This is a genomic window from Bradyrhizobium rifense, assembly GCF_008123425.1.
Classification (GTDB): Bacteria; Pseudomonadota; Alphaproteobacteria; order Rhizobiales; family Xanthobacteraceae; genus Bradyrhizobium; species Bradyrhizobium rifense.
This window is the reverse complement of the sequence record NZ_VSSS01000028.1, coordinates 21,054-38,780: the sequence shown is the minus strand read 5'-3', so window position 1 is coordinate 38,780 and position 17,727 is coordinate 21,054. Positions and strand designations below refer to the sequence as shown.

14 protein-coding genes are annotated in these 17,727 nt (G+C 63.0%); 7 read left to right on the top strand and 7 right to left on the bottom strand.

Translation table 11 applies throughout. The features are described from left to right. Positions 1–25 precede the first annotated feature (25 nt). The 4 genes from FXB40_RS18065 to FXB40_RS18050 form a co-directional block, all read right to left on the bottom strand. Positions 26–1,582 carry an ABC transporter substrate-binding protein gene (locus FXB40_RS18065; RefSeq protein WP_148773540.1) on the bottom strand — a complete coding sequence of 519 codons (1,557 nt, stop codon included), beginning with the start codon at positions 1,580–1,582 and terminating at the stop codon, positions 26–28. 47 nt (positions 1,583–1,629) lie between these two features. Beyond that, on the bottom strand, positions 1,630–2,856 hold the full coding sequence (locus FXB40_RS18060) for an aminotransferase class III-fold pyridoxal phosphate-dependent enzyme (RefSeq protein ID WP_210352168.1): 1,227 nt from the start codon (positions 2,854–2,856) through the stop codon (positions 1,630–1,632). Between the two features lie 100 nt (positions 2,857–2,956). Continuing rightward, complete coding sequence (locus tag FXB40_RS18055; RefSeq protein WP_148773539.1) at positions 2,957–3,718, bottom strand: GntR family transcriptional regulator; 762 nt, start codon at positions 3,716–3,718, stop codon at positions 2,957–2,959. 64 nt (positions 3,719–3,782) lie between these two features. Beyond that, on the bottom strand, positions 3,783–6,086 hold the full coding sequence (locus FXB40_RS18050) for a penicillin acylase family protein (protein ID WP_148773538.1): 2,304 nt from the start codon (positions 6,084–6,086) through the stop codon (positions 3,783–3,785). A 632-nt stretch (positions 6,087–6,718) separates the two neighbouring features. Between FXB40_RS18050 and FXB40_RS18045 the strand changes: the two genes are divergently transcribed. Beyond that, entirely contained in the window at positions 6,719–7,021 is a 303-nt protein-coding gene (locus FXB40_RS18045; protein ID WP_148773537.1) for a hypothetical protein, read from the top strand. 21 nt (positions 7,022–7,042) lie between these two features. On the opposite strand, the gene FXB40_RS18040 is transcribed toward FXB40_RS18045, so the two are convergent. After that, positions 7,043–7,504: a DUF6314 family protein gene (locus FXB40_RS18040; protein WP_148773536.1), complete on the bottom strand. Its 462-nt coding sequence runs from the start codon at positions 7,502–7,504 to the stop codon at positions 7,043–7,045. A gap of 116 nt (positions 7,505–7,620) precedes the next feature. Here FXB40_RS18040 and FXB40_RS18035 point away from each other — a divergent pair, with 116 nt between their 5' ends. Then, complete coding sequence (locus FXB40_RS18035) at positions 7,621–7,848, top strand: hypothetical protein (protein ID WP_148773535.1); 228 nt, start codon at positions 7,621–7,623, stop codon at positions 7,846–7,848. Positions 7,849–7,855: 7 nt separating this feature from the next. Here FXB40_RS18035 and FXB40_RS18030 read toward each other — a convergent pair whose 3' ends face one another. After that, on the bottom strand, positions 7,856–8,815 hold the full coding sequence (locus FXB40_RS18030) for a helix-turn-helix transcriptional regulator (protein WP_148773534.1): 960 nt from the start codon (positions 8,813–8,815) through the stop codon (positions 7,856–7,858). A gap of 295 nt (positions 8,816–9,110) precedes the next feature. On the opposite strand from FXB40_RS18030, the gene FXB40_RS18025 reads away from it, so the two are divergent. The 5 genes from FXB40_RS18025 to FXB40_RS18005 all read left to right on the top strand — a co-directional run bounded on the left by FXB40_RS18025 (position 9,111) and on the right by FXB40_RS18005 (position 17,067). Next, entirely contained in the window at positions 9,111–9,353 is a 243-nt protein-coding gene (locus FXB40_RS18025) for a hypothetical protein (protein ID WP_148773533.1), read from the top strand. 25 nt (positions 9,354–9,378) lie between these two features. After that, entirely contained in the window at positions 9,379–9,630 is a 252-nt protein-coding gene (locus FXB40_RS18020; protein ID WP_148773532.1) for a GCG_CRPN prefix-to-repeats domain-containing protein, read from the top strand. Between the two features lie 245 nt (positions 9,631–9,875). Further along, positions 9,876–12,569, top strand: coding sequence for a T6SS phospholipase effector Tle1-like catalytic domain-containing protein (locus FXB40_RS18015; RefSeq protein WP_148773531.1), 2,694 nt, complete (start codon positions 9,876–9,878; stop codon positions 12,567–12,569). 377 nt (positions 12,570–12,946) lie between these two features. Further along, on the top strand, positions 12,947–14,350 hold the full coding sequence (locus FXB40_RS49190) for an RlpA-like double-psi beta-barrel domain-containing protein (protein ID WP_246207685.1): 1,404 nt from the start codon (positions 12,947–12,949) through the stop codon (positions 14,348–14,350). A 38-nt stretch (positions 14,351–14,388) separates the two neighbouring features. Continuing rightward, positions 14,389–17,067, top strand: a complete 2,679-nt coding sequence (locus tag FXB40_RS18005; RefSeq protein WP_246207683.1) for a patatin-like phospholipase family protein — start codon at positions 14,389–14,391, stop codon at positions 17,065–17,067. On the opposite strand, the gene FXB40_RS18000 is transcribed toward FXB40_RS18005, so the two are convergent. Further along, complete coding sequence (locus FXB40_RS18000) at positions 17,064–17,699, bottom strand: hypothetical protein (protein ID WP_187436954.1); 636 nt, start codon at positions 17,697–17,699, stop codon at positions 17,064–17,066. The two genes, FXB40_RS18005 and FXB40_RS18000, sit on opposite strands and share 4 nt — an antisense overlap. Positions 17,700–17,727 lie beyond the last annotated feature (28 nt).

The window sequence follows — 17,727 nt, the reverse complement described above, 5'->3', positions numbered from 1 at the left end:
ATCGGGAGCCTGCAGTTGCCACGTATCAATTGAGCCACAGATCCCATAGCTGCAGGATGCCGGCGTAGTCGTTCTGGCCCTGCAGGCTCTTCGAATATCCGCTCAACCGGCCGGTATCTGCGATCTTGACGAGATAGCCGCCGCCCAACACTTCCTTTTGAATCGTCAGCCAGCTGGCGCGCCGCGCCTCCAGCGTCTGGCCCTGGAAGAATTCGGCATAGGCCTTGTCGATGATGTCGTTGCCGGTAATGTGCGGGAACGTGTAGAGCATCGGCCGCCACTGCTGCGGCCCGAGAATGTGATCGGGACCGAACGCCGTGGTCGACAGGTTCCAGTCTCCGGTGCCTTGCTGCATGTGCGACGCGTTCGTGGTCCAGTCAGTCACTTGGACATCGACGGTCATGCCGGCGGCCTTCAGCTGCTCGGCGACGATCAGCATGGTGTCGCGCATCCACTGGTAGTTGCTGTTGGTCTCGATGATTATCTTTTCGCCCTTGTAGCCGGCCTGCTTCAGCAATTCCTTGGCCTTGGCTGGATTCTTGATGTCGTACCAGGGGGTCGGTGCCGTATCACCGAGGAAGTAGGGCGTGCCGGGAAACGACATCCAGGGATTGCGCTTGTTGAGCCCGCCGGCGCCTTCGATGATCTCATCGACATTGATCGCCGCGGCGATCGCCTGACGAATCAGCACATTCGCAGTGAGGCCCTTCTGCGAATTGACGATGATATAGCTGCCGAGTGTCGGAAACACCTCGCGGATCGCCAGATCCTTGCGCTCAGTGATCTTGGCGCTGAGGTCGGGCGGTACGCTTGAGATCAGCTGCGCCTCGCCATTCTGTAAAGCCGCGATACGCGTCGTGATCTCCGGCATGAAGCGGTAACGCACCGCATCGAGATAGACGGTCTTGCGGCCGGCGTAGCCGTCGCGGCCCGGCGAGCTGGTGTCGGCCGTGTAGTCGTCAAATCGGGTAATGACAAGGTGGCTGTCCTTGACCCATTCGCCAAGCTTGTAGGGGCCGGTACCGATCACTTCGATGTCGCGGGCCGGCTTGTCCTTCTGCGACGCCGGCAGGATCATCAGCGGATAGATCGGCGACTTGATGACGTCGAGCAGCACGACATTGGGCTCCTTCAGCACGATCACGAAGCTGTAGGGATCCGGCGTGTCGAAATGATCGACGGCATCGAGGTTCTTGGCGTTGGGACTGATGCGCTTATAGCGCTCGAACGACGCCTTGACGTCGGCCGACGTCATCTCCTGGCCGTTGTGAAACTTGACCCCCTTTCGGAGCTCGAACGAGTACGTCTTGAAATCGGCGGAGGCGGTGGCTTTCGACGCCAGCATCGGTTTGGTGGCGTTGACGTTGTCCAGGGTCACCAGGCCTTCGAAAATGTTGTTGATGACTTCGAGCTCGACAACGCTGGAGGCCATGTAGGGATCCAGCGTGCCCGGACCGGACACACTGGCATAGACCAGCGTGCCACCCTTCTTGGGCGTTTGCGCGGCGGCGGCGCCAAAGGAAACTCCGAGGACCAGGGCCAGGGCCACTGCAACGCCGCGTCGAGCGAGTTTCTGCTTCATTCGCCTGCTCCCGAGTGTTCGCCGCAAATTCCGTTCACGCCCGCAATCTAAAGCCCCGCCACGATCTTGAAGGCATCGTCGGTCACCGACAACGCATGATCGATATCCGCTGCGGTATGGGCGACGGAGAGAAACATGTTGTGCTTGGGATGCATATAAACGCCGCGCTTCAGCGTCTCCTGGGTGAAGCGGTTGCCTCTGGCGTAATCGGCATCGTCCTCGAACAGGATGGTCGGCATCTGCACCGGGCCGCTCTGGCGGACGCCGAGATTGTAGCGCCGCGCCTGTTCGGCGATGCCGTCGCGCAGCCGCTGTCCCATCGCGCGCATGTGCTCGGGGCCGTTCTCCGCTTCCAGCACGTCCAGGGTCGCCAGTGACGCGGCCATCGCGACGGCGCCGCACCAGAACGAGCCGGTCGCGAATAGCGCCGCAGCCGCGTCGCGAAACCGGTTGTTGCCCATCACTGCAGAAAGCGCGTAACCGTTGGCGATCGCCTTGCTCCAGGCACTGAGATCCGGTTGCACACCGATCTGGTCCCAACTGCCATGCAGCGTTAGCCGGAAGCCGGCGCGAACGTCATCGAGGATCAAAGCCGCATCGTTGGCATCGCACAACGCCCGTGCACGCTGCGCGAACGCCAGATCCGGCAATTCCTGATGCTGGCCGTAATCATGTTTGAACGCCGACACCACGATGGCAGCGAGATCACCGCCCGCCTGCGTCACGGCCGCCTCCAGGCTGGCCACGTCGTTGTAGTCGAAATACAGGATGTGGGCACGATCCTCGGACATCACGCCGTACGGATGCGGCGAGCACCAAGGAACGGCGCCGTGATAGGCGCCCTTGGCCAGCAGCACCTTGCGCTTGCCAGTGGCTCCGCGCGCCAGTGTCACGCAGGTGGTCGTGGCATCGGTGCCGTTCTTGGAAAACAGTGCCCAGTCGGCATGGGTGACGAGGCCGACCACCCGCTCCGCCAGTTCGACCATGCGCTCGGATGGCCCGTTGAGGACGTCACCCTGCTCCATCTGCCTGCGCGCCGCGGCGTCCACCACCGGATGATGGTGGCCGAGCACGATCGGGCCCCAGCTGCACATGAAATCGAGATATTTGCGGCCGTCCACATCCCAGATGTGGCAGCCCTCGCCGCGGGCGAAGAATTGCGGATAGCCGTCCGGCAGACCGCTGGCGCGCATATGGCCATACATTCCGCCTGGCACGACGCGGCTGGCGCGGTCACGAAGGCTCTTGTCGATCGGGCGGAGGTCACTTGTCATCAGCTACCATGCTCCATCGTCAGCACCAAGATATATGATATATTCTTGGCGGCAAGGATTACCCTGACGTCATTGGCGGCAGGACCAGATGAAAAGACGCTCAAGCTGCGCTTGTTTTGCTCGAAACTGCCGCAGGCTGGCCAAACTGCAGTTCGACGACGCCTTGCGCGGTCTCCACCATGGCGGCGCGGCCGTCTTCGAGCTGCTCGAGCAGATCGACCATCGCCTTGCCGCCCTCAATGATGTCGGCGAGGATCGCATGGCGCGCCAGGGCCGCGTCATTGCTGCGCAGCGCATCCATCAAATTCAAATGCTGGTGCCGCACGGGATAGGCCGGCGGCGCATGAGGATACAGCAGCTTGAGCATCGGCCCGTGCCGCAGCCAGATGCTTTCCAGAATCGAGACCAAGTCCTCGATGCCTGAGGCGCGGTACACCAGAAAATGGAACTGGTAGTTGGTCAGCGTCGCCGCTTCATAGTCCGCGGTCTGCTCGGCCTCGATCAGCTGCGCGTGCAGGTTCTCCAGTTGCGCGATCATGGCCGGGGTCATCCGCGGCGTTGCCTTCTCGGTCGCCATGCCTTCCAGCAGGAAGCGAATTTCGCGCAGTTCGAGATAGCGTGCCCGCGACAGCTTGACGACGTTGATGGTCTGGCCCGACCGCATTTCCAGTCCGCCTTCGCGGACCAGTTGCATCATCGCCTCGCGCACCGGCGTGTCGCTGACCTCCATGGCCGCCGCGACCTCGCGCACCCGCAGGCGCTGGCCAGGCCAGAAACTGCCAGACATGAGCCCGATCCGCATCTGGTCATAGACCCGCGAGGTCAGGTTATCCCGGCTGCTGACTTTCAGGCCTTTGAGCATCGTGCCTCAGGGAGTAAATCGCGAATCGTCCACAGGCCGTCGTCCACCAAATCATCTCCGGCCGTCACGCAGAGCGCAATTGCTGATGCGACGTGGCCGACGACTCGATCTGCTTCCAGTCATATAGCATCGGGACCATTTTTCCTTCCACCCACGCGGCATTCTGGTTGTCGTAGCTTGCGCTGGCCGTATGGCCGGACGCGCCGTGGAACACGATCCACTGGCAATTGTCCCAGGCGCCGACGTCGAACACGTAGCGCGACAATGCGGCATAGGTTGCCTTGGTGCCAAGCCGAGCAATGTAGCCGGTGGCGAAGGGCGTATCATTGTCGCCGCCGAGCAAACCGCAGGGCTTGTCAAGCGATGCGGCATACTCGGGATAGATCGCCGACAGCGGATGACGCAGAATCGGCCGGTGAACCGCGGCCCAGTCTTCCGCGGGGCAATCCCTCGCCGCGTCAACCAGCGCCTGTGCCAGCAACTCGTCCCATGAGGCGCCCTTCAGCAAGCCGGTATCGTTCGCGCGCAAAAGCTGCGGCACGGTCCACCATATCTGGCTCTCGCCAAATATCCCCGGCGGTACCTTGGTGTAGGGACTCTCGGACACTGCACGGACGCCGCTTTTGTCCGCAACCAGTTTGGTCAGCGCGGTGCGCAGGGCCACATAGGCGACCGCGGCCTTGGACTGTGCGTCCATCGCGCCGTCCCAGTCGAGAATGCGGTCGCGCAGGACCAGAGCTTCTCCAGCGACTGCGACGTTGCGGATCCGGTCGCGAAACTCGATCGCCACCACGCTGACCGTATCGCGATGAATCGACGCCATGTCCTCCACCGTCGCTTTCGCCATCCCGGCGAGGCGCTGCCAGATCCGCCGCGTGCGATGCGGCGGCATGGCATCGGTGCAAAAATAATGAGTGCCATTTTCCATCACGCGGTTGTTTGCGGTGACAATGGCCTGCTCGACCGGATCGATGGTCCAAGGCATGTCTGCGAACGGGATCATCCCCTTCCACTCGTGCTCGCCGGTCCAGCCCGGCACAGGCAGCCAGCCGTTGGCGCGCGGGCGCACTGGCACCTTGGCGCGAACGCGGTTACCGATCTGCCCCTTGATATCGGCGGCGACCAGATTGTGATCCATCAGGCCCCATTCGGCGCCGGCCTCGTACAGCTCTTTCACTGTGCTCGAACGCAGCACTTTCAGCGTGCAGTCGAACGAGGTGTCGGGCTCCGCGAACTGCATGGAACGCAGCACTAAGGCGGTACCGGCCTTGGGCTCGCCGACGATGACCGGACCGTGCATGGTCTCCACCACGTCGATCACTACATCACTTTCGCCGCGCACAGAAATGGTCTCCGCACGATGAGTGACCGGCGACCAGCCGCCCTTGAAGGCGGTGTTTTCGACCGCAGCATCAAAGCGCTCGATATAGAGATCGTGAATGTCGACGAAGGCATGGGTGACGCACCACGCCACCTTGCCGTTATGGCCGAAATTGGGAAAGCCCGGCGCGCCCGGCACAGAGAGGCCGATAGCGTCGAACTCGTCGCAGGCCAGATGCGCCTGGTAGTACATGCTCGGCATTTCCAGCACGCGGTGCGGATCGCCCGCCAGCAGCGGACGGCCGGTGGCGGTGCGCTGCGACGACAGCACCCAGTTGTTGCTGCCGCCCGCGACTTCGGCGTCGGCTTGGTAGTTTCCGGTGGCCAGCATCGCCTCCAGCCCGGGCTTGAGGTCGGCCAAGGCCGCCAAGTACCGCTCGCCTTCCGCACCCGGCGGAATGCACAACATGTCGTCGCCGCCGTCGTCAAAACGCAGCTTTCCGATTTCGCCAGCGCCGACGATGGGCAACGCCGCCGCTCGCCACAATTTCCACCACACCGACCCCATCAGGAAGCCGATCTGGCGCATCACCGCGATCGAATGCCACGGCTCCCATGCCGAGGGCTTCGCGCCAAGAAGGGCGTACTCCACCGGCCACACGCCAAGCGCGATGAAGGCATTGACGCCGCGCGCATAGGCCTCGAGCATCGCCTTCGTTTCGGCATTAAGCAGCGCGAAATCTCGCTTCGAAGCACCCGTGGTGTTGAGCTGGCGCGCCAGGATATCACCGGCAATTGCGGGTTTCCCAACCCATTCCGCATAACGCCCGGTACCTCGACGCAGCAGCGCTTCCATCTGCCAGAGCCGGTCCTGCGCATGGGCGAAGCCGAGCCCGGCGAAACCATCGGTGACGGAGGCGGCGCGGATATGCGGTATGCCCCAGGCGTCGCGGCGGAGATCAACAGCCCCGCGGAGCCCGGGCACAACCGCCGCGCTGTCCAGATCGGGCAAATAATCCTTCGAGCTGAAATCGATCGTGTTTGCCATTAATCCCTTCCAGGCTCGTATGGTGCGTTGTCAGCGTGCCACCGACACGCCGGACTACAATATATCATATATTATCGCGCAGCTTCTCCGCTTTTTTGCTCTGGCCCATTCCGACGACCAAACCGCCTGACCTCCATTGAACCCTCAGTAGCAACCCGCCGCTCCCAGCGCTGCCATTCTGCTTCGTGCATCGTGAGGACGACAGGCGTGCGATGCTAATTGGTCTTCGGCAATGCGTGACCGGAGTAGCCCAATATGCGATGTCGGCTGTTTTCTCTCATGGATCATCTCGCGCGCACAAAGGAGGGAGTCGAGCGCGTTCACCCGCCAAACCAGCGCGAACCGGTTCAGGGTGATTGTCTCCACATCGGCGAAAACGGCCGAGCCGGCATTGTAGAATGGACAGGGATGACTTGGCTGGACCGAATGGACAACATCCTGAAAGTTCTCATCTAGGCTGCACGGACTTCCATGAGGAAGCTGCGCCTTGGTATCCACAGGCCTGGTATTGAAGCAGCCTCTTGGCGGAGACGGACTGTCACAGCATAGCAGCATCTCGCCCTGCCCCTCCCAAACGTCACATCCTCCCTGTATAAACCGGTAGCTTCTTCCTCTTCCTCGAAGGAGCTCATATGAACGACCTGCACGCGTGGCTTTCCGAACAGCACGACGGTTTGCGGACCTTCCGGATCTTTCAGCAAAAACTCGAAACGCTCGGTCGGGACGATCCCGCCCAGCGCGGCTTGTGCCGTCTCCTCAGCAATCTGGTCGGCAGCTATGTCGAAGCGTTTGACGAGGCACCGCTGCCGGTCGCAGTCGCCGAGAGCGCCTATCAACGCCTACTGACGCTGCTGGCAAGCCTCGACCTCCGCGGCGATGCCGAGCGGCGGCTGGCTGATATCAACCGGGTGGCGACCTGCGAGCTTTGGCAGTGACGGCGCGGTCCGCCGCGCGCCTTACCGCATCCGCGTGTAGGTCGTGATCATCACGTAATCCTTGCGCGGACCCGACACGATGTGACGAATGACAAAGCCGCCATCGCCGCGGAAGATGTAAGTCGACTGATAATGATCGAGATTGCAGAGATGGCCGGCGCTTCCGCTGAAGCCGCCGCCATCGGATGCAGCGAGTTCGATCGCTTGGAATAGCCGTGGCGGAGTCTCCTTGAAGAAGACTTCGAATCCCCGGTCGCGCTTGCGGAAAACGTACTCCCGCTCCGCATCAAGCTCGGTGCCGTTCTGGAGCTTCAAGCGTCCCTGCTCGCGATAGGCCAGATTCTCCGCGTCCAATGGCGCGAAGGTCGCAAGGCCCTGCATGCTCCCTTGACCTTCGATGACCCGGTCGAACGACCAGGCGCCGGCGAGCCGCGTCATCACCTGCGACGCATCATCCCAAGCATCGATCACAGTTTCGTTCATGTGCTCTAGACCCACGTGCCCCGTCGGCGGCGCAACATCCGCGGGGCCCGCGTTCGACTTTGCCGCGCCGCTACCTATATCCTGTCGACAATGCGTGTCGAGGCAGTGAGCAAGTGATGGCCAGGAGACCCACGACGGACACCGACGACCTGCCCCGCTATTTCGTCTGGGTCCGCGGCCTCGACGGGCCCAAGCCGCAGAAATGGGTCGACATGGAATTCGGCGTCGGCGACTGGAAGCGGCCGCTGGTGCTGGCCTGGCTGGAGCTGCCGGTGGACGAACGGCGCCTGCCGCTGTCGATGCTGGCGCGGCGATACCCGCCGCCGAAGGTGGAGACGCTTTAGGCCTGCCTCACTTGCCCCGCGCCGCGGTCGGCGTCAGGCCGAACCTGCGGCGAAAGCAGCGGTTGAAGTACGAGAGATCGTTGAAGCCGCAGGCGAAGGCGATGTCGCTGATGCGGCCTTCGCGATGGGTGAGCAAATCGGCCGCCTTGCGCAGGCGCAATTCGGTCAGGCGGGTGGTGAAGCTCGCGCCCGCCTCGAACAAGAGCTCGTTGACATAGCGCTCGGAAAGACCGGCCGCCATGGCGAGCTTCTGCGCGGAAAAATCCGGCTCGTGGAAGCGCGTCTCGAGGATCGACAGCACGGCTTTCAGCCGTACCGCGCGCAGGCCCCGGCGCCGTGCCGCGGCCGCAATGTCGCTGCGGGCGCCCAGGCCGATCGCGGCGAGATCCAACAGATGGGATGCGATCGCCATGCCGGCCTCGTCGGCGGCCACGGGATGACGAAGCAGGAGATCGCTATAGTCCATCACCAGCGACAGCGCGCCGCCGGGCTCGAGCTCGCAGCCGACGAGGTCGTCGACATCAGTGACCATCGCACGCAGTGAATCGACCGGCAGATGCACATTGGTGAAACGCTTCTGGCTCGCGCCATCGGCAGCGAAGAACGGCTCGTCGAGCTTGAGCAGCACCATCGATCCCGCCCGCATGGTGAATTCGCGACCGCGATGAACCACCTGCGAGGGACGATCGCCGGTGTTGCGCACGAGGCAAAAGCGGTCGTCGCCGGTCTCGATCACCTGGCGCTTTTCCCGCCGCACCGTGACGAAGCTGCCGTCGCAGCGGCCGAGCATGGTGGTGCCGATATGGATCGAGTTCATCGTGGCGCGAAACGGCACGTCGGAGGCCGGGTCGAGCTCGCCGGTGTTGGAAAAATGCTCGAACAGCTCGGCGAAACGGATGAAGCGCTGCCGGTCGGACAGATCCTGCGGCAGCATCTCGGTCGAGAGCGACTTCCTGATGACGGACATCGGTGAGGACTTCCGGGAAAGACTTTTTCGGAAAAAATCGCGCAGAAAACAATTGAGCCTTGCAAGCCGGGAATGAACCCGCGCTGAAGGCCGACGGTCACAGGCTACCAGTACGGCCATCTGATTCAAGCTGCGCCGGTCAGTCCAAGCCGCACCGCCTCGGGCGCCGGACAGTCCAAGACGGCCCGCACACACCCATCCTATTCAGGCAACGGATGCGACATCCCGCCACACGCGAATCGCATCCGGGCAACCGGGCGGCCCCAGCCTGACGCCCGCTGGAGGAGACAACGTCATGCGAACCTCTCTACCCCGCAGCCTCGTGCTCGGCGGCGCCATCGCAACCAGCCTCTACATCGGCTACGCGCTCGGCGCGCAACCGCATATGGACGAGGCGGTGGCGATCCTGCAATCGGCCCGCGCCGAGCTCGTCAAGGCCGAGCCCAACAAGGGCGGCCATCGCGAACGGGCGCTGGGGCTGATCGACCAAGCGGTCGCCGAAGTGCGCGCCGGCATCGCTTTCGCAGCCACCCACTGAGCGACGCAATCCAGGAGAACACAGCATGATACGAACCGTATTTGCCGCGGCGTTCGCGCTCGGCGCAATCGTCAGCTCGGCCCAAGCCATGCCGTTGGCGCCGTTCGGCGCGCAGAGCAATGGCGATATCATTGCGGTCGCCGGCGGCTGCGGCGCCGGCTGGCACCGCGGGCCCTATGGCGGTTGCTTGCGAAACTTCGCCAACCCCGCCGCGCATGCCTGCCCGCGCGGCTTCCATATCGGCCCCGGCGGCGCCTGCCGCGGCAACGGCAGGTAAGCGCCGGCCACACACACCACGCTTCGCAGATAGGAGTCATGCCCGGGCCTGCCCGGGCATTTCTTTTGCCGATTGTGGCGGAGATCATAGACAGCCGGAGCGAAACGGCGCAACCGTCCTTGCTACCTCAGCGCGATTGTGGGCGAAATACATCCACTACTTCATAATGTAACCACTGATTGAATTTGAAGGATGCCGCCCGAACCGGGCTTAAAGCATCCCCAACTGAATTTTCGGAGGAGTCCATGACGCACCAGGACAGGGCGCTGCATGGCGGTCCTGCAAGGCCGGCCCCTACGCACGATGAATCAAATGCCGCGGCGAATGCACCCGACGCAAGTCCGCCGCGCAAGCTGGTGCTGTTCGCCGACGGCACCGGCAACGCCTTCACCACCCAGGAATCCAGCGTCTGGCGGCTCTACGAGGCGCTCGACCATACCAAGCCCGATCAGATCGCCTACTACATCAAGGGCGTCGGCACCGCCGGCTGGGCGCCGCTCGCAGCCCTCGACGGCGCCACCGGCATCGGTGTGCCGGCCAACGTCCGCAAGCTTTATCGCTTCCTGTGCTGGAACTGGCGCGAGGGCGACGAGATCTACATCTTCGGCTTCAGCCGCGGCGCCTTCACCGCGCGCACGCTGGCAGCGCTGATCGCAAGCCAGGGCCTCGTGCCGGCGGTGATCGACAAGGTGGCCGTGTCGCATGCGGAGATGCAACGCAACACGATGGCCGCGTGGCGAGAGTATCGCAAGCAATCGGTCGGCTATCGCAGCCTGCCGACGATCTGGGTCGTGCGCTGGATCCGCGACGTGCTGATCTATCTCTATGATCTCGTTTTCCGGCATCGCTCTTATGCCAGCGTCCGCGAGGCCATGGACGGCCGCAAGGAGGTCAAGATCGAATTCCTCGGACTGTTCGACACGGTCGAGGCATTCGGCGTACCGATCGAGGAGCTCCGTGTCGCGATCGACTGGGCGATCTGGCCGATCTCGTTCCGAAACTACCGGCTCTCCGACAAGGTGAAGCACGCCTGCCAGGCGCTCGCGCTCGATGACGAGCGCACCACCTTCCACCCGCTGCGCATCGACCAGGCCGACCTTGCCGAGGGGCAGATCGTCAAGGAGGTGTGGTTCGCGGGCTCCCATTCCGACATCGGCGGCGGCTATCCGGAATCCACGCTGTCCTTCGTGCCGTTGGTCTGGATGGCCGAGCAGCTCGGCAACCAGCTCCGCTTCCAGGGCGGCACGATCGCGCGCTTCCGCGAGTACCAGTCGGCGATCGGGCCGATGCACGATTCGCGCAGCGGCGCCGGCGTGCTGTATCGCTACGGTCCGCGGCCGATCCACGACCGCGTGGAAGATGGCGGACCGCCGGTGGTGCACTTCGGCGTGGTCGAGCGCATGCTGCACGGATGCGACAATTATGCGCCGCTGATGCTTCCGGCCAATGCCAAAGTGCTGCTGCCGGATGGCCAGGTGCTGCCGCTGACGCGCGACGAAACGCGCAAGGCCATGCGGTCCGCCTACGCGAAGCGAGAAGGCGACGGCAACAGGGCGGCGGAAGCCGACGCCTTCATGGCGATGAGCCCGCCGAATCCCGAGATGGCGCGACAGGTTCTCGATACCGTGTGGTGGCGCCGCTTCGCCTATTTCTCGCTGCTGATCGCGCTCGGCATCCTGGTCGCATGGCCGTGGATCGCGCGTTCCGTCGTCGGCTCGTCCAAGGAGCACGGGCTTGAGGATACCACCCTGCTCAAATGGATCACGGCCATCGACAACGGCACGAGCACGGTCGTCAAGCCGTTCGCCGATCTGCTCGCGAGCGTGCTGCCGTCCTACGCGGCACCATGGCTTGCGATCGCGCTGTATTATCCCTTCGTCACCACGGTGCTCGTCATCATCATCCTGATCGCGTGGAACAGAAATGCGGCGCTGCGCGACAGCATTCAGGAACGCGCCCGGCTGGCCTGGTACAGGCCCGACCGGATGGCCTCGCGACGCCGAGTGAGCAAATCCGGCTGGTTGCTCGCGATCGGCCGCTGGATGCGGCTGCATGCCTGGCCGGTGCGCATGGCCTTCACCAACGTCCTGATGCCGGGTGTCTTCCTCATCGCCATTTTCGGCTCCGCTCTGCTGTTGCTGTCCCGCGGCTATCTCGACTGGCGCGCGGGCGTCGGCGACTTCTGCAAGAGCAGCGCATCGACGCATGCCGTAGGCGATACGCCGGTCGCGGCCCGCGACGGCGAATTGTTCGACGTCAGCGATTTCTGCTGGCCAAGCCGCCTCGCGGTCGAGAAGGGCCGCAAATACCGCGTCTGGATCGAGATGGCCGATCCGTGGTTCGACCGCACCATCATGACCGGCCTCAACGGATTCAAGACCCCGCCGGATCCGACCCACCGCCTCGCCGTCCCGCTCCTGCGGCTGCAGGGCGCCGACTGGTTCCAGCCGGTGGTGCGGATAGGCGCGCGCGGATCGTACGATCTGCCGCTGCAGGCCATCAACGGACTGCCCGCGAACGAACTGCCGCGGCGGGTCAATGCGACGGTGCCGGCCTACGAGGACGAGAGCAAGAACAACTACCCGATCCATGTCGAGGACTCCGCCGAGTTCAAGACACAAGGCAGCGAATTGAATCGCGTCTGGAAGCCGTTCGGAGATTTCGAACAGATCCCCGCCGCCGCGCTGCCGGCGGCGCGCGCGCTCTGGCGCAAGCAGGGATTGTCCGAGCTGTTCGTCGCGGAATTCGAGGCGCCCGAGGCCGGCGAGCTGTTCTTCTACGTCAACGACGCCGTCCAGCTTTTCCCGCGTTTCATCTCCACGCGGCTCGCGCCGCGCTGGCTCGTGCCCGTGCAGGGCCGGCGCGTGCAGTTCTACAAAAACAACAGCGGAACGGCGACGATCCGCCTGCAGCGATTGCCAGCGCCCGCGCCCCCATGATTATGGGTGTCGCGCCCGCAGCGCCGCGGCTAAGCCAGACGCCGACGATCCTGAACGCCGAATGCGCGGCCGCCGCGATCCTGGGCTGGGGAAGCCAGCCACCCGGCGCGTGTCCCCTTTTGGGGACGACGATGACACGATCCCGGCTTGCGCTGCTTTGTCGCAGACCGGCGTGCAAATTCGATATTTCGTGACATAGCATCTTGCACAACGAAAGATTGCAAGGCAATTTAAGGACACTGGACGCATGGGCGTTGCCACCCGAAGATCGTCTTTCGTGGCAATCGCAGATTTTTTTATCGACCCGGTCAGGCTCCGGCATGTCGACCCTGATCGCGGACCAGCTGTGCTCACTTTAAAATATTTGGAGCGCGCGAATGAGCATCGATTGGAGGCCGGCCAGGAGCCTTGAAGTCCTGCTCAAGCAGGTCAACGACATGGCGCCCGGGCGCGACAAATCGAGCGACGGGATGCTCGGCGATCAATCCCACCAGACGCGCAAATCCGACCACAACCCCGACGCCAACGGCGTGGTGACCGCGATGGACATCAGCCATGATCCGGCTCATGGCGTCGACGCGGGCGACCTTGCAGAAACGCTCCGCCAGTCGCAGGACAAGCGCATCAAGTACATCATCTCCAACCGCCGGATCGCCTCGAGCGTCGTCTCGCCCTGGCAATGGCGACCCTACAACGGCGCCAACGCTCACGAGCATCATGTTCATGTTTCCGTCATGGATACGCCGAGCCTGTATGACGACACGTCGGCCTGGCAGATCGATCCCAACCTCATGCGGCGAGCCAAGATCTTTCCCGAGGCTGCGGCCGGTAGCACGAGCCATTGCATCAACATCACGGCGACGGTCTTCGGCGGCAGCGCTGACCGGGACGAGAAGAGCGCCTATGACGGCCACCGAATCGACGACGTGGAGCTTGGCGTCGCCCTGCCATCTCGCTTCTCCGGACCGCGTCCCCAGGTCCGGGTCACCAACAGGGCGAACGGCAAATCCGTGGTCTGCAACATCGTCGATGTCGGACCCTGGAACATCCGCGATCCCTATTGGGAGAAGGGCGCAAGGCCGCAGGCCGAGTCCGGAACGGACCTGACGGGACGACGGACCAACGGTGCCGGTATCGATCTCACGCCGGGCGCCGCGCGCGCGATCGGCGTCCCGGGCAAAGGCGTCGTCGATTGGGAATTCGTGGGTGCCGTGCAAGGCCCGCAAGCGAACCCAGAGGCCGCGCTGCCAATTCTCGTATTGCTGCAGAAAATCGTGAAGGACGGAGCCATCAAGATGCCGCTTCCAGCCGACGACGTCAGCGCCATTCTTCAGCAGCTGTTCAAATTTCTCCAGGGACAGAATGCAGCGCCCGGCCCGGCGTCCCCGACGCCCGCCCCGACCCCTGCTGCCGATCCGAGCGCACAGATCATCGACCTGATCGCAAAGATCATCGTGCCGGCGCTCAGCAAGCAGATTCCGCAGCTCGGCCAAGTGAACGGCGCACTAGGGCAGACCATCGGTGAGCTCCTCAATGGCAAGAAGACTGCGCTCGGAATCTTCGGTTCGCTGGCTTCATGGCTTGCGCCGATCATCGGCTCCTCGGGCCTGTTCGGTGGCGCAGGCATGGCAGCCGGTCTGGGAGGAGCCAGTGCTGGCGGACTGGCGCTCGTTCCGCAGATCGGTGTGCCGATATTCATAGCCATGACGCTCTGGGGCATCCTCGGCAAGGTCGAGAAATGGAACCAGGGCAACGTCCCTTTGTCGCTGCCGCCGAAATAGCCCGCGGAAAGTCGAACCGGCATCAAGGGGATGGGGGCATGACCGACTACTTTGAAAAGGATCAGGCCGAACAGCTCCTCACGGAGGAAAAGACCTTCATCGCGAGCAACCGTGCGCGGGATGGGCGAACCGATTGGTATGGGCTCGCACTCTCCGGCGGCGGCATCAGGTCGGCGATCTTCTGTCTCGGCGCGCTTCAGGCGCTCGCCGCCAAAAACGTCATGCCGAGCTTCGACTACATGTCGAGCGTATCCGGCGGCGGCTATGTCGCGGCCGCGCTGCAATGGCTCTGGCGAACCGATACCACCACCGGGTCGTCGCAAGCGGGCTTTCCCTTCGGCGCCACCCGCGATTATCGCAGCGGCAACGAGACCAAGGACAAGCGGCTCGCCTATCTCCGCTCACACGGACAATACCTCATCCCGGACGAACATCTGTCGATCTGGTCACTGAGCGCCGTGGTCACTCGCACCCTGTTTCTGAACCTCTCCGTCTGGCTGCCGATCGGCGCGCTAGCCTATGTCTTCATGATGCTGCTGTTCCGGCTGCTCGAAAAGATTCCATACATCGACAAGCTTCCCAATCTGCTGGCACTCGTGATGGCCTCGCGGTGGCGGAACGACTGCGAAGGCGATGCGCTGGCGATATGCAAGGGCGCGGCCGAGACGGCTTCGGCGGCGGCTTCGGCAGCGCATATTCCAGGTGGAGCCCAGATCTGCACGGCGGCGACCAGCCTCGCTGCCAAAGCCATGCAACCGGAATGCTTCTGGAAACTCGATCTTTTTTTCGAGATATGCCTGGTGGCCGCGCTGCTGTGGATCGCCCGCTTCGCGCTCTGGGCGATCGGGTTCTCGGTGGATACGCGGATATCTCCGAAGCAGGACGTGGCTCCGAACCCCCGGCTGCGCCTGCTTTGCGGCGCCGTTTCGCTGCTGTGCGGCCTGATCTTCCTGAGGCTGACCGTCTGGTTCTGGATCACGGGTGAACCAGTTCTGGATCCCATCTCTTTTGCCGTCGCGATACTGTTCCTCGTCTTTGCTTACCTGGCGGGCGTTCTCTATCGGCTTCAGAAGTCAAACCGGACAGTCTCTGCGAACTACAACTGGCGACGCAGGTTCGAGATCACGGCCGGATGGTCGCTACCATGGATCACGATCCTGATCGCGCTCGGCACTGTTCCGGTCATTCCCTATCTGCTGATCAACAAGGCAGGCTTCGCTGCAAAGGCCGCAGCGACGGTCGCTTCACTCGCGAGCGGTCTGTATGCAGGTGTATTCGGTCACCAGGCTCAGTCAGCACAGAGCGCGCCGACCGATCTCAGCAGATGGATCCTGATGGTCGCCTCGGCGGTCTTCATCTACTCCATCGCGGTCGTGGCCTACAGCATCGCGCAGTTCTGGTTCGCTCCGGAATTCCTGCTCGGTTCAGGCGACAACCAGCTTGCATCCAATCTGATCCGCGCAGGCATCACGGCATGGGTTTTCGTCGCGCTTGTGATGGCATCATTCACGAACATCAACTATGTCGGACTGCATCGCTTCTATCGCGACCGGCTGATGGAAGCTTTCATGCCCTCGGACGAGGCGGTCCGGCGCAACGTCATCGACTTTTCCCCCACCGCCGACCGGCTTTCGATGGCCGATTTGTGGCCGCCACCACGCGCCGCGGGCGCGCCGCTGCGCGACATTCCCTACCCCATCGTCAACACCAACGTCATTATGATGAATGACCCCGACCGTCTGCTGTCGTGGCGGGGCGGCGACAATTTCATCGTGAGCCCACTGTTTGTCGGCTCGTCCGCGACGGGATGGGAGCGAACAAGCAGCTACATCGCCAAGAACGGTCCGGTGTCGGTGCCCTCCGCGATGGCGGCCTCGGGCGCGGCCATCAATGCCAACGCTGCCTATGTCGGCGCCGGCGTCACACGTGACCGGCTGGTCTCGATCGTCCTGGTGCTGCTCAATCTTCGGCTCGGCATGTGGGCAACGCGTCCTGATGATCATGGCGCCAGCCGTCTGAAACGCGAGCCCAACCATTGGTCGCCCGGCTTTCGCTACGGCCTGACCCGGTCAGGCTACCGATCCGACAGCAGTTTCGTCGAGCTCACCGATGGAGGTCACTTCGACAATTCCGGCATCTACGAGCTGGCGCGCAGGAAATGTGCGGTCATCATCGCGATTGACGGTGAGGAAGACCCCAACATGGCGCTGCCGGCGCTCTATTCTGTCGCGCAACGCATTCGCGAGGATTTCAAGGCCAAGATCGACCTCGACGGGGTTTTGGACGATCTCATTCCGGAGAAGGGCAAGGGTTATCCGGAGGGGGTGAGTTTCGTCACCCGCCCGTATTTCGTCGCCGAGATCACCTATGATGACGGCAGCCGCGGCGTTCTGGTCTATGTGAAGCTTTCGCTGGTCCAGGGACTAGGGTTCGATGCCCTGGGATATCGCGCACAGCACGCGGATTTCCCGCACCAGCCGACCACCGATCAGTTCTTCGTGCCCGAGCAGGTCGAGGCCTACCGCATCGTCGGCTTCGCGAACATGGACAAGGCGATCGGCGAACTCAATCTCGGGTCCAACCCCATCGATACAAATGCAGTTCTCGCCGCGTATCGAAACAGGCCGCGACCACAGCCGCCAGGCGGTCAAGACCCTTCACGACTCTGGGCCAGACTCAACCGTAGAATGACCCGAGTTCGTGGCAGCCGGCCTTAGACCGGGAGATACAATACGAAGAGCAGGAACATCGGCACGCACATCGTTGCGCCGACGACGATCTCCATGCGCCGCGCCACCTCGCGGGAATCCCCTTCTTGGTCACTCTCTTGATCTCTCCGCCGAACGGCTTCGATCGCCCAGACGGCCGCGAACGACGCCGTGACGTAGATAGCCGTCAGCAAAGCGTATGCGGTCAGGTTCAGGCCGAATGACTCGTAGATCGGATCGTCGATCCAGCGCGACAGTGTCGCCATCTGTGCCACGGCATAGAGAACCAGAGACGCGATCCAGACGGAGGAAAGTCGGCCGTACCGGGCCATAGGCAGATTGCGATGGTACGGGGATGACGGCAGAGCAAGTGCGAGAGCGACGTATGCGCCGAGTGGGACGACGGCAAACCAGAGCAGCCAGGGAGTCAGCAAGGGCTCTTCCACGCCCCATGTCAGCTTGCGATCGACGACGAACAGAACACATCCCGCCGCGAGAGATGCGACAAAGCCCGCGACGGAGCCGCCACCAAGCACCGGGCTGCGGCGTTCCTGCACCGAAGGGATCAGGGCGTCACTCATATTCCAAACCCGCTCCTTCCAAGCCTGCTGCCTTTCCAAGCCTGAAGTCTCGATGATCATGGCGACGGCAGGATAATGTCACGTTAAT

Excerpts from the sequence above, each read along its gene's own strand:
- FXB40_RS18065 (WP_148773540.1), bottom strand. The coding sequence starts at position 1,582 with ATGAAGCAGAAACTCGCTCGACGCGGCGTTGCAGTGGCCCTGGCCCTG.
- FXB40_RS18020 (WP_148773532.1), top strand. The coding sequence starts at position 9,379 with ATGATACGAACCGTATTTGCCGCGGCGTTCGCGCTCGGCGCAATCGTC.
- FXB40_RS18055 (WP_148773539.1), bottom strand. The coding sequence starts at position 3,718 with ATGCTCAAAGGCCTGAAAGTCAGCAGCCGGGATAACCTGACCTCGCGG.
- FXB40_RS49190 (WP_246207685.1), top strand. The coding sequence starts at position 12,947 with ATGAGCATCGATTGGAGGCCGGCCAGGAGCCTTGAAGTCCTGCTCAAG.
- FXB40_RS18045 (WP_148773537.1), top strand. The coding sequence starts at position 6,719 with ATGAACGACCTGCACGCGTGGCTTTCCGAACAGCACGACGGTTTGCGG.
- FXB40_RS18005 (WP_246207683.1), top strand. The coding sequence starts at position 14,389 with ATGACCGACTACTTTGAAAAGGATCAGGCCGAACAGCTCCTCACGGAG.
- FXB40_RS18040 (WP_148773536.1), bottom strand. The coding sequence starts at position 7,504 with ATGAACGAAACTGTGATCGATGCTTGGGATGATGCGTCGCAGGTGATG.
- FXB40_RS18000 (WP_187436954.1), bottom strand. The coding sequence starts at position 17,699 with ATGATCATCGAGACTTCAGGCTTGGAAAGGCAGCAGGCTTGGAAGGAG.
- FXB40_RS18015 (WP_148773531.1), top strand. The coding sequence starts at position 9,876 with ATGACGCACCAGGACAGGGCGCTGCATGGCGGTCCTGCAAGGCCGGCC.
- FXB40_RS18025 (WP_148773533.1), top strand. The coding sequence starts at position 9,111 with ATGCGAACCTCTCTACCCCGCAGCCTCGTGCTCGGCGGCGCCATCGCA.
- FXB40_RS18060 (WP_210352168.1), bottom strand. The coding sequence starts at position 2,856 with ATGACAAGTGACCTCCGCCCGATCGACAAGAGCCTTCGTGACCGCGCC.
- FXB40_RS18030 (WP_148773534.1), bottom strand. The coding sequence starts at position 8,815 with ATGTCCGTCATCAGGAAGTCGCTCTCGACCGAGATGCTGCCGCAGGAT.
- FXB40_RS18035 (WP_148773535.1), top strand. The coding sequence starts at position 7,621 with ATGGCCAGGAGACCCACGACGGACACCGACGACCTGCCCCGCTATTTC.
- FXB40_RS18050 (WP_148773538.1), bottom strand. The coding sequence starts at position 6,086 with ATGGCAAACACGATCGATTTCAGCTCGAAGGATTATTTGCCCGATCTG.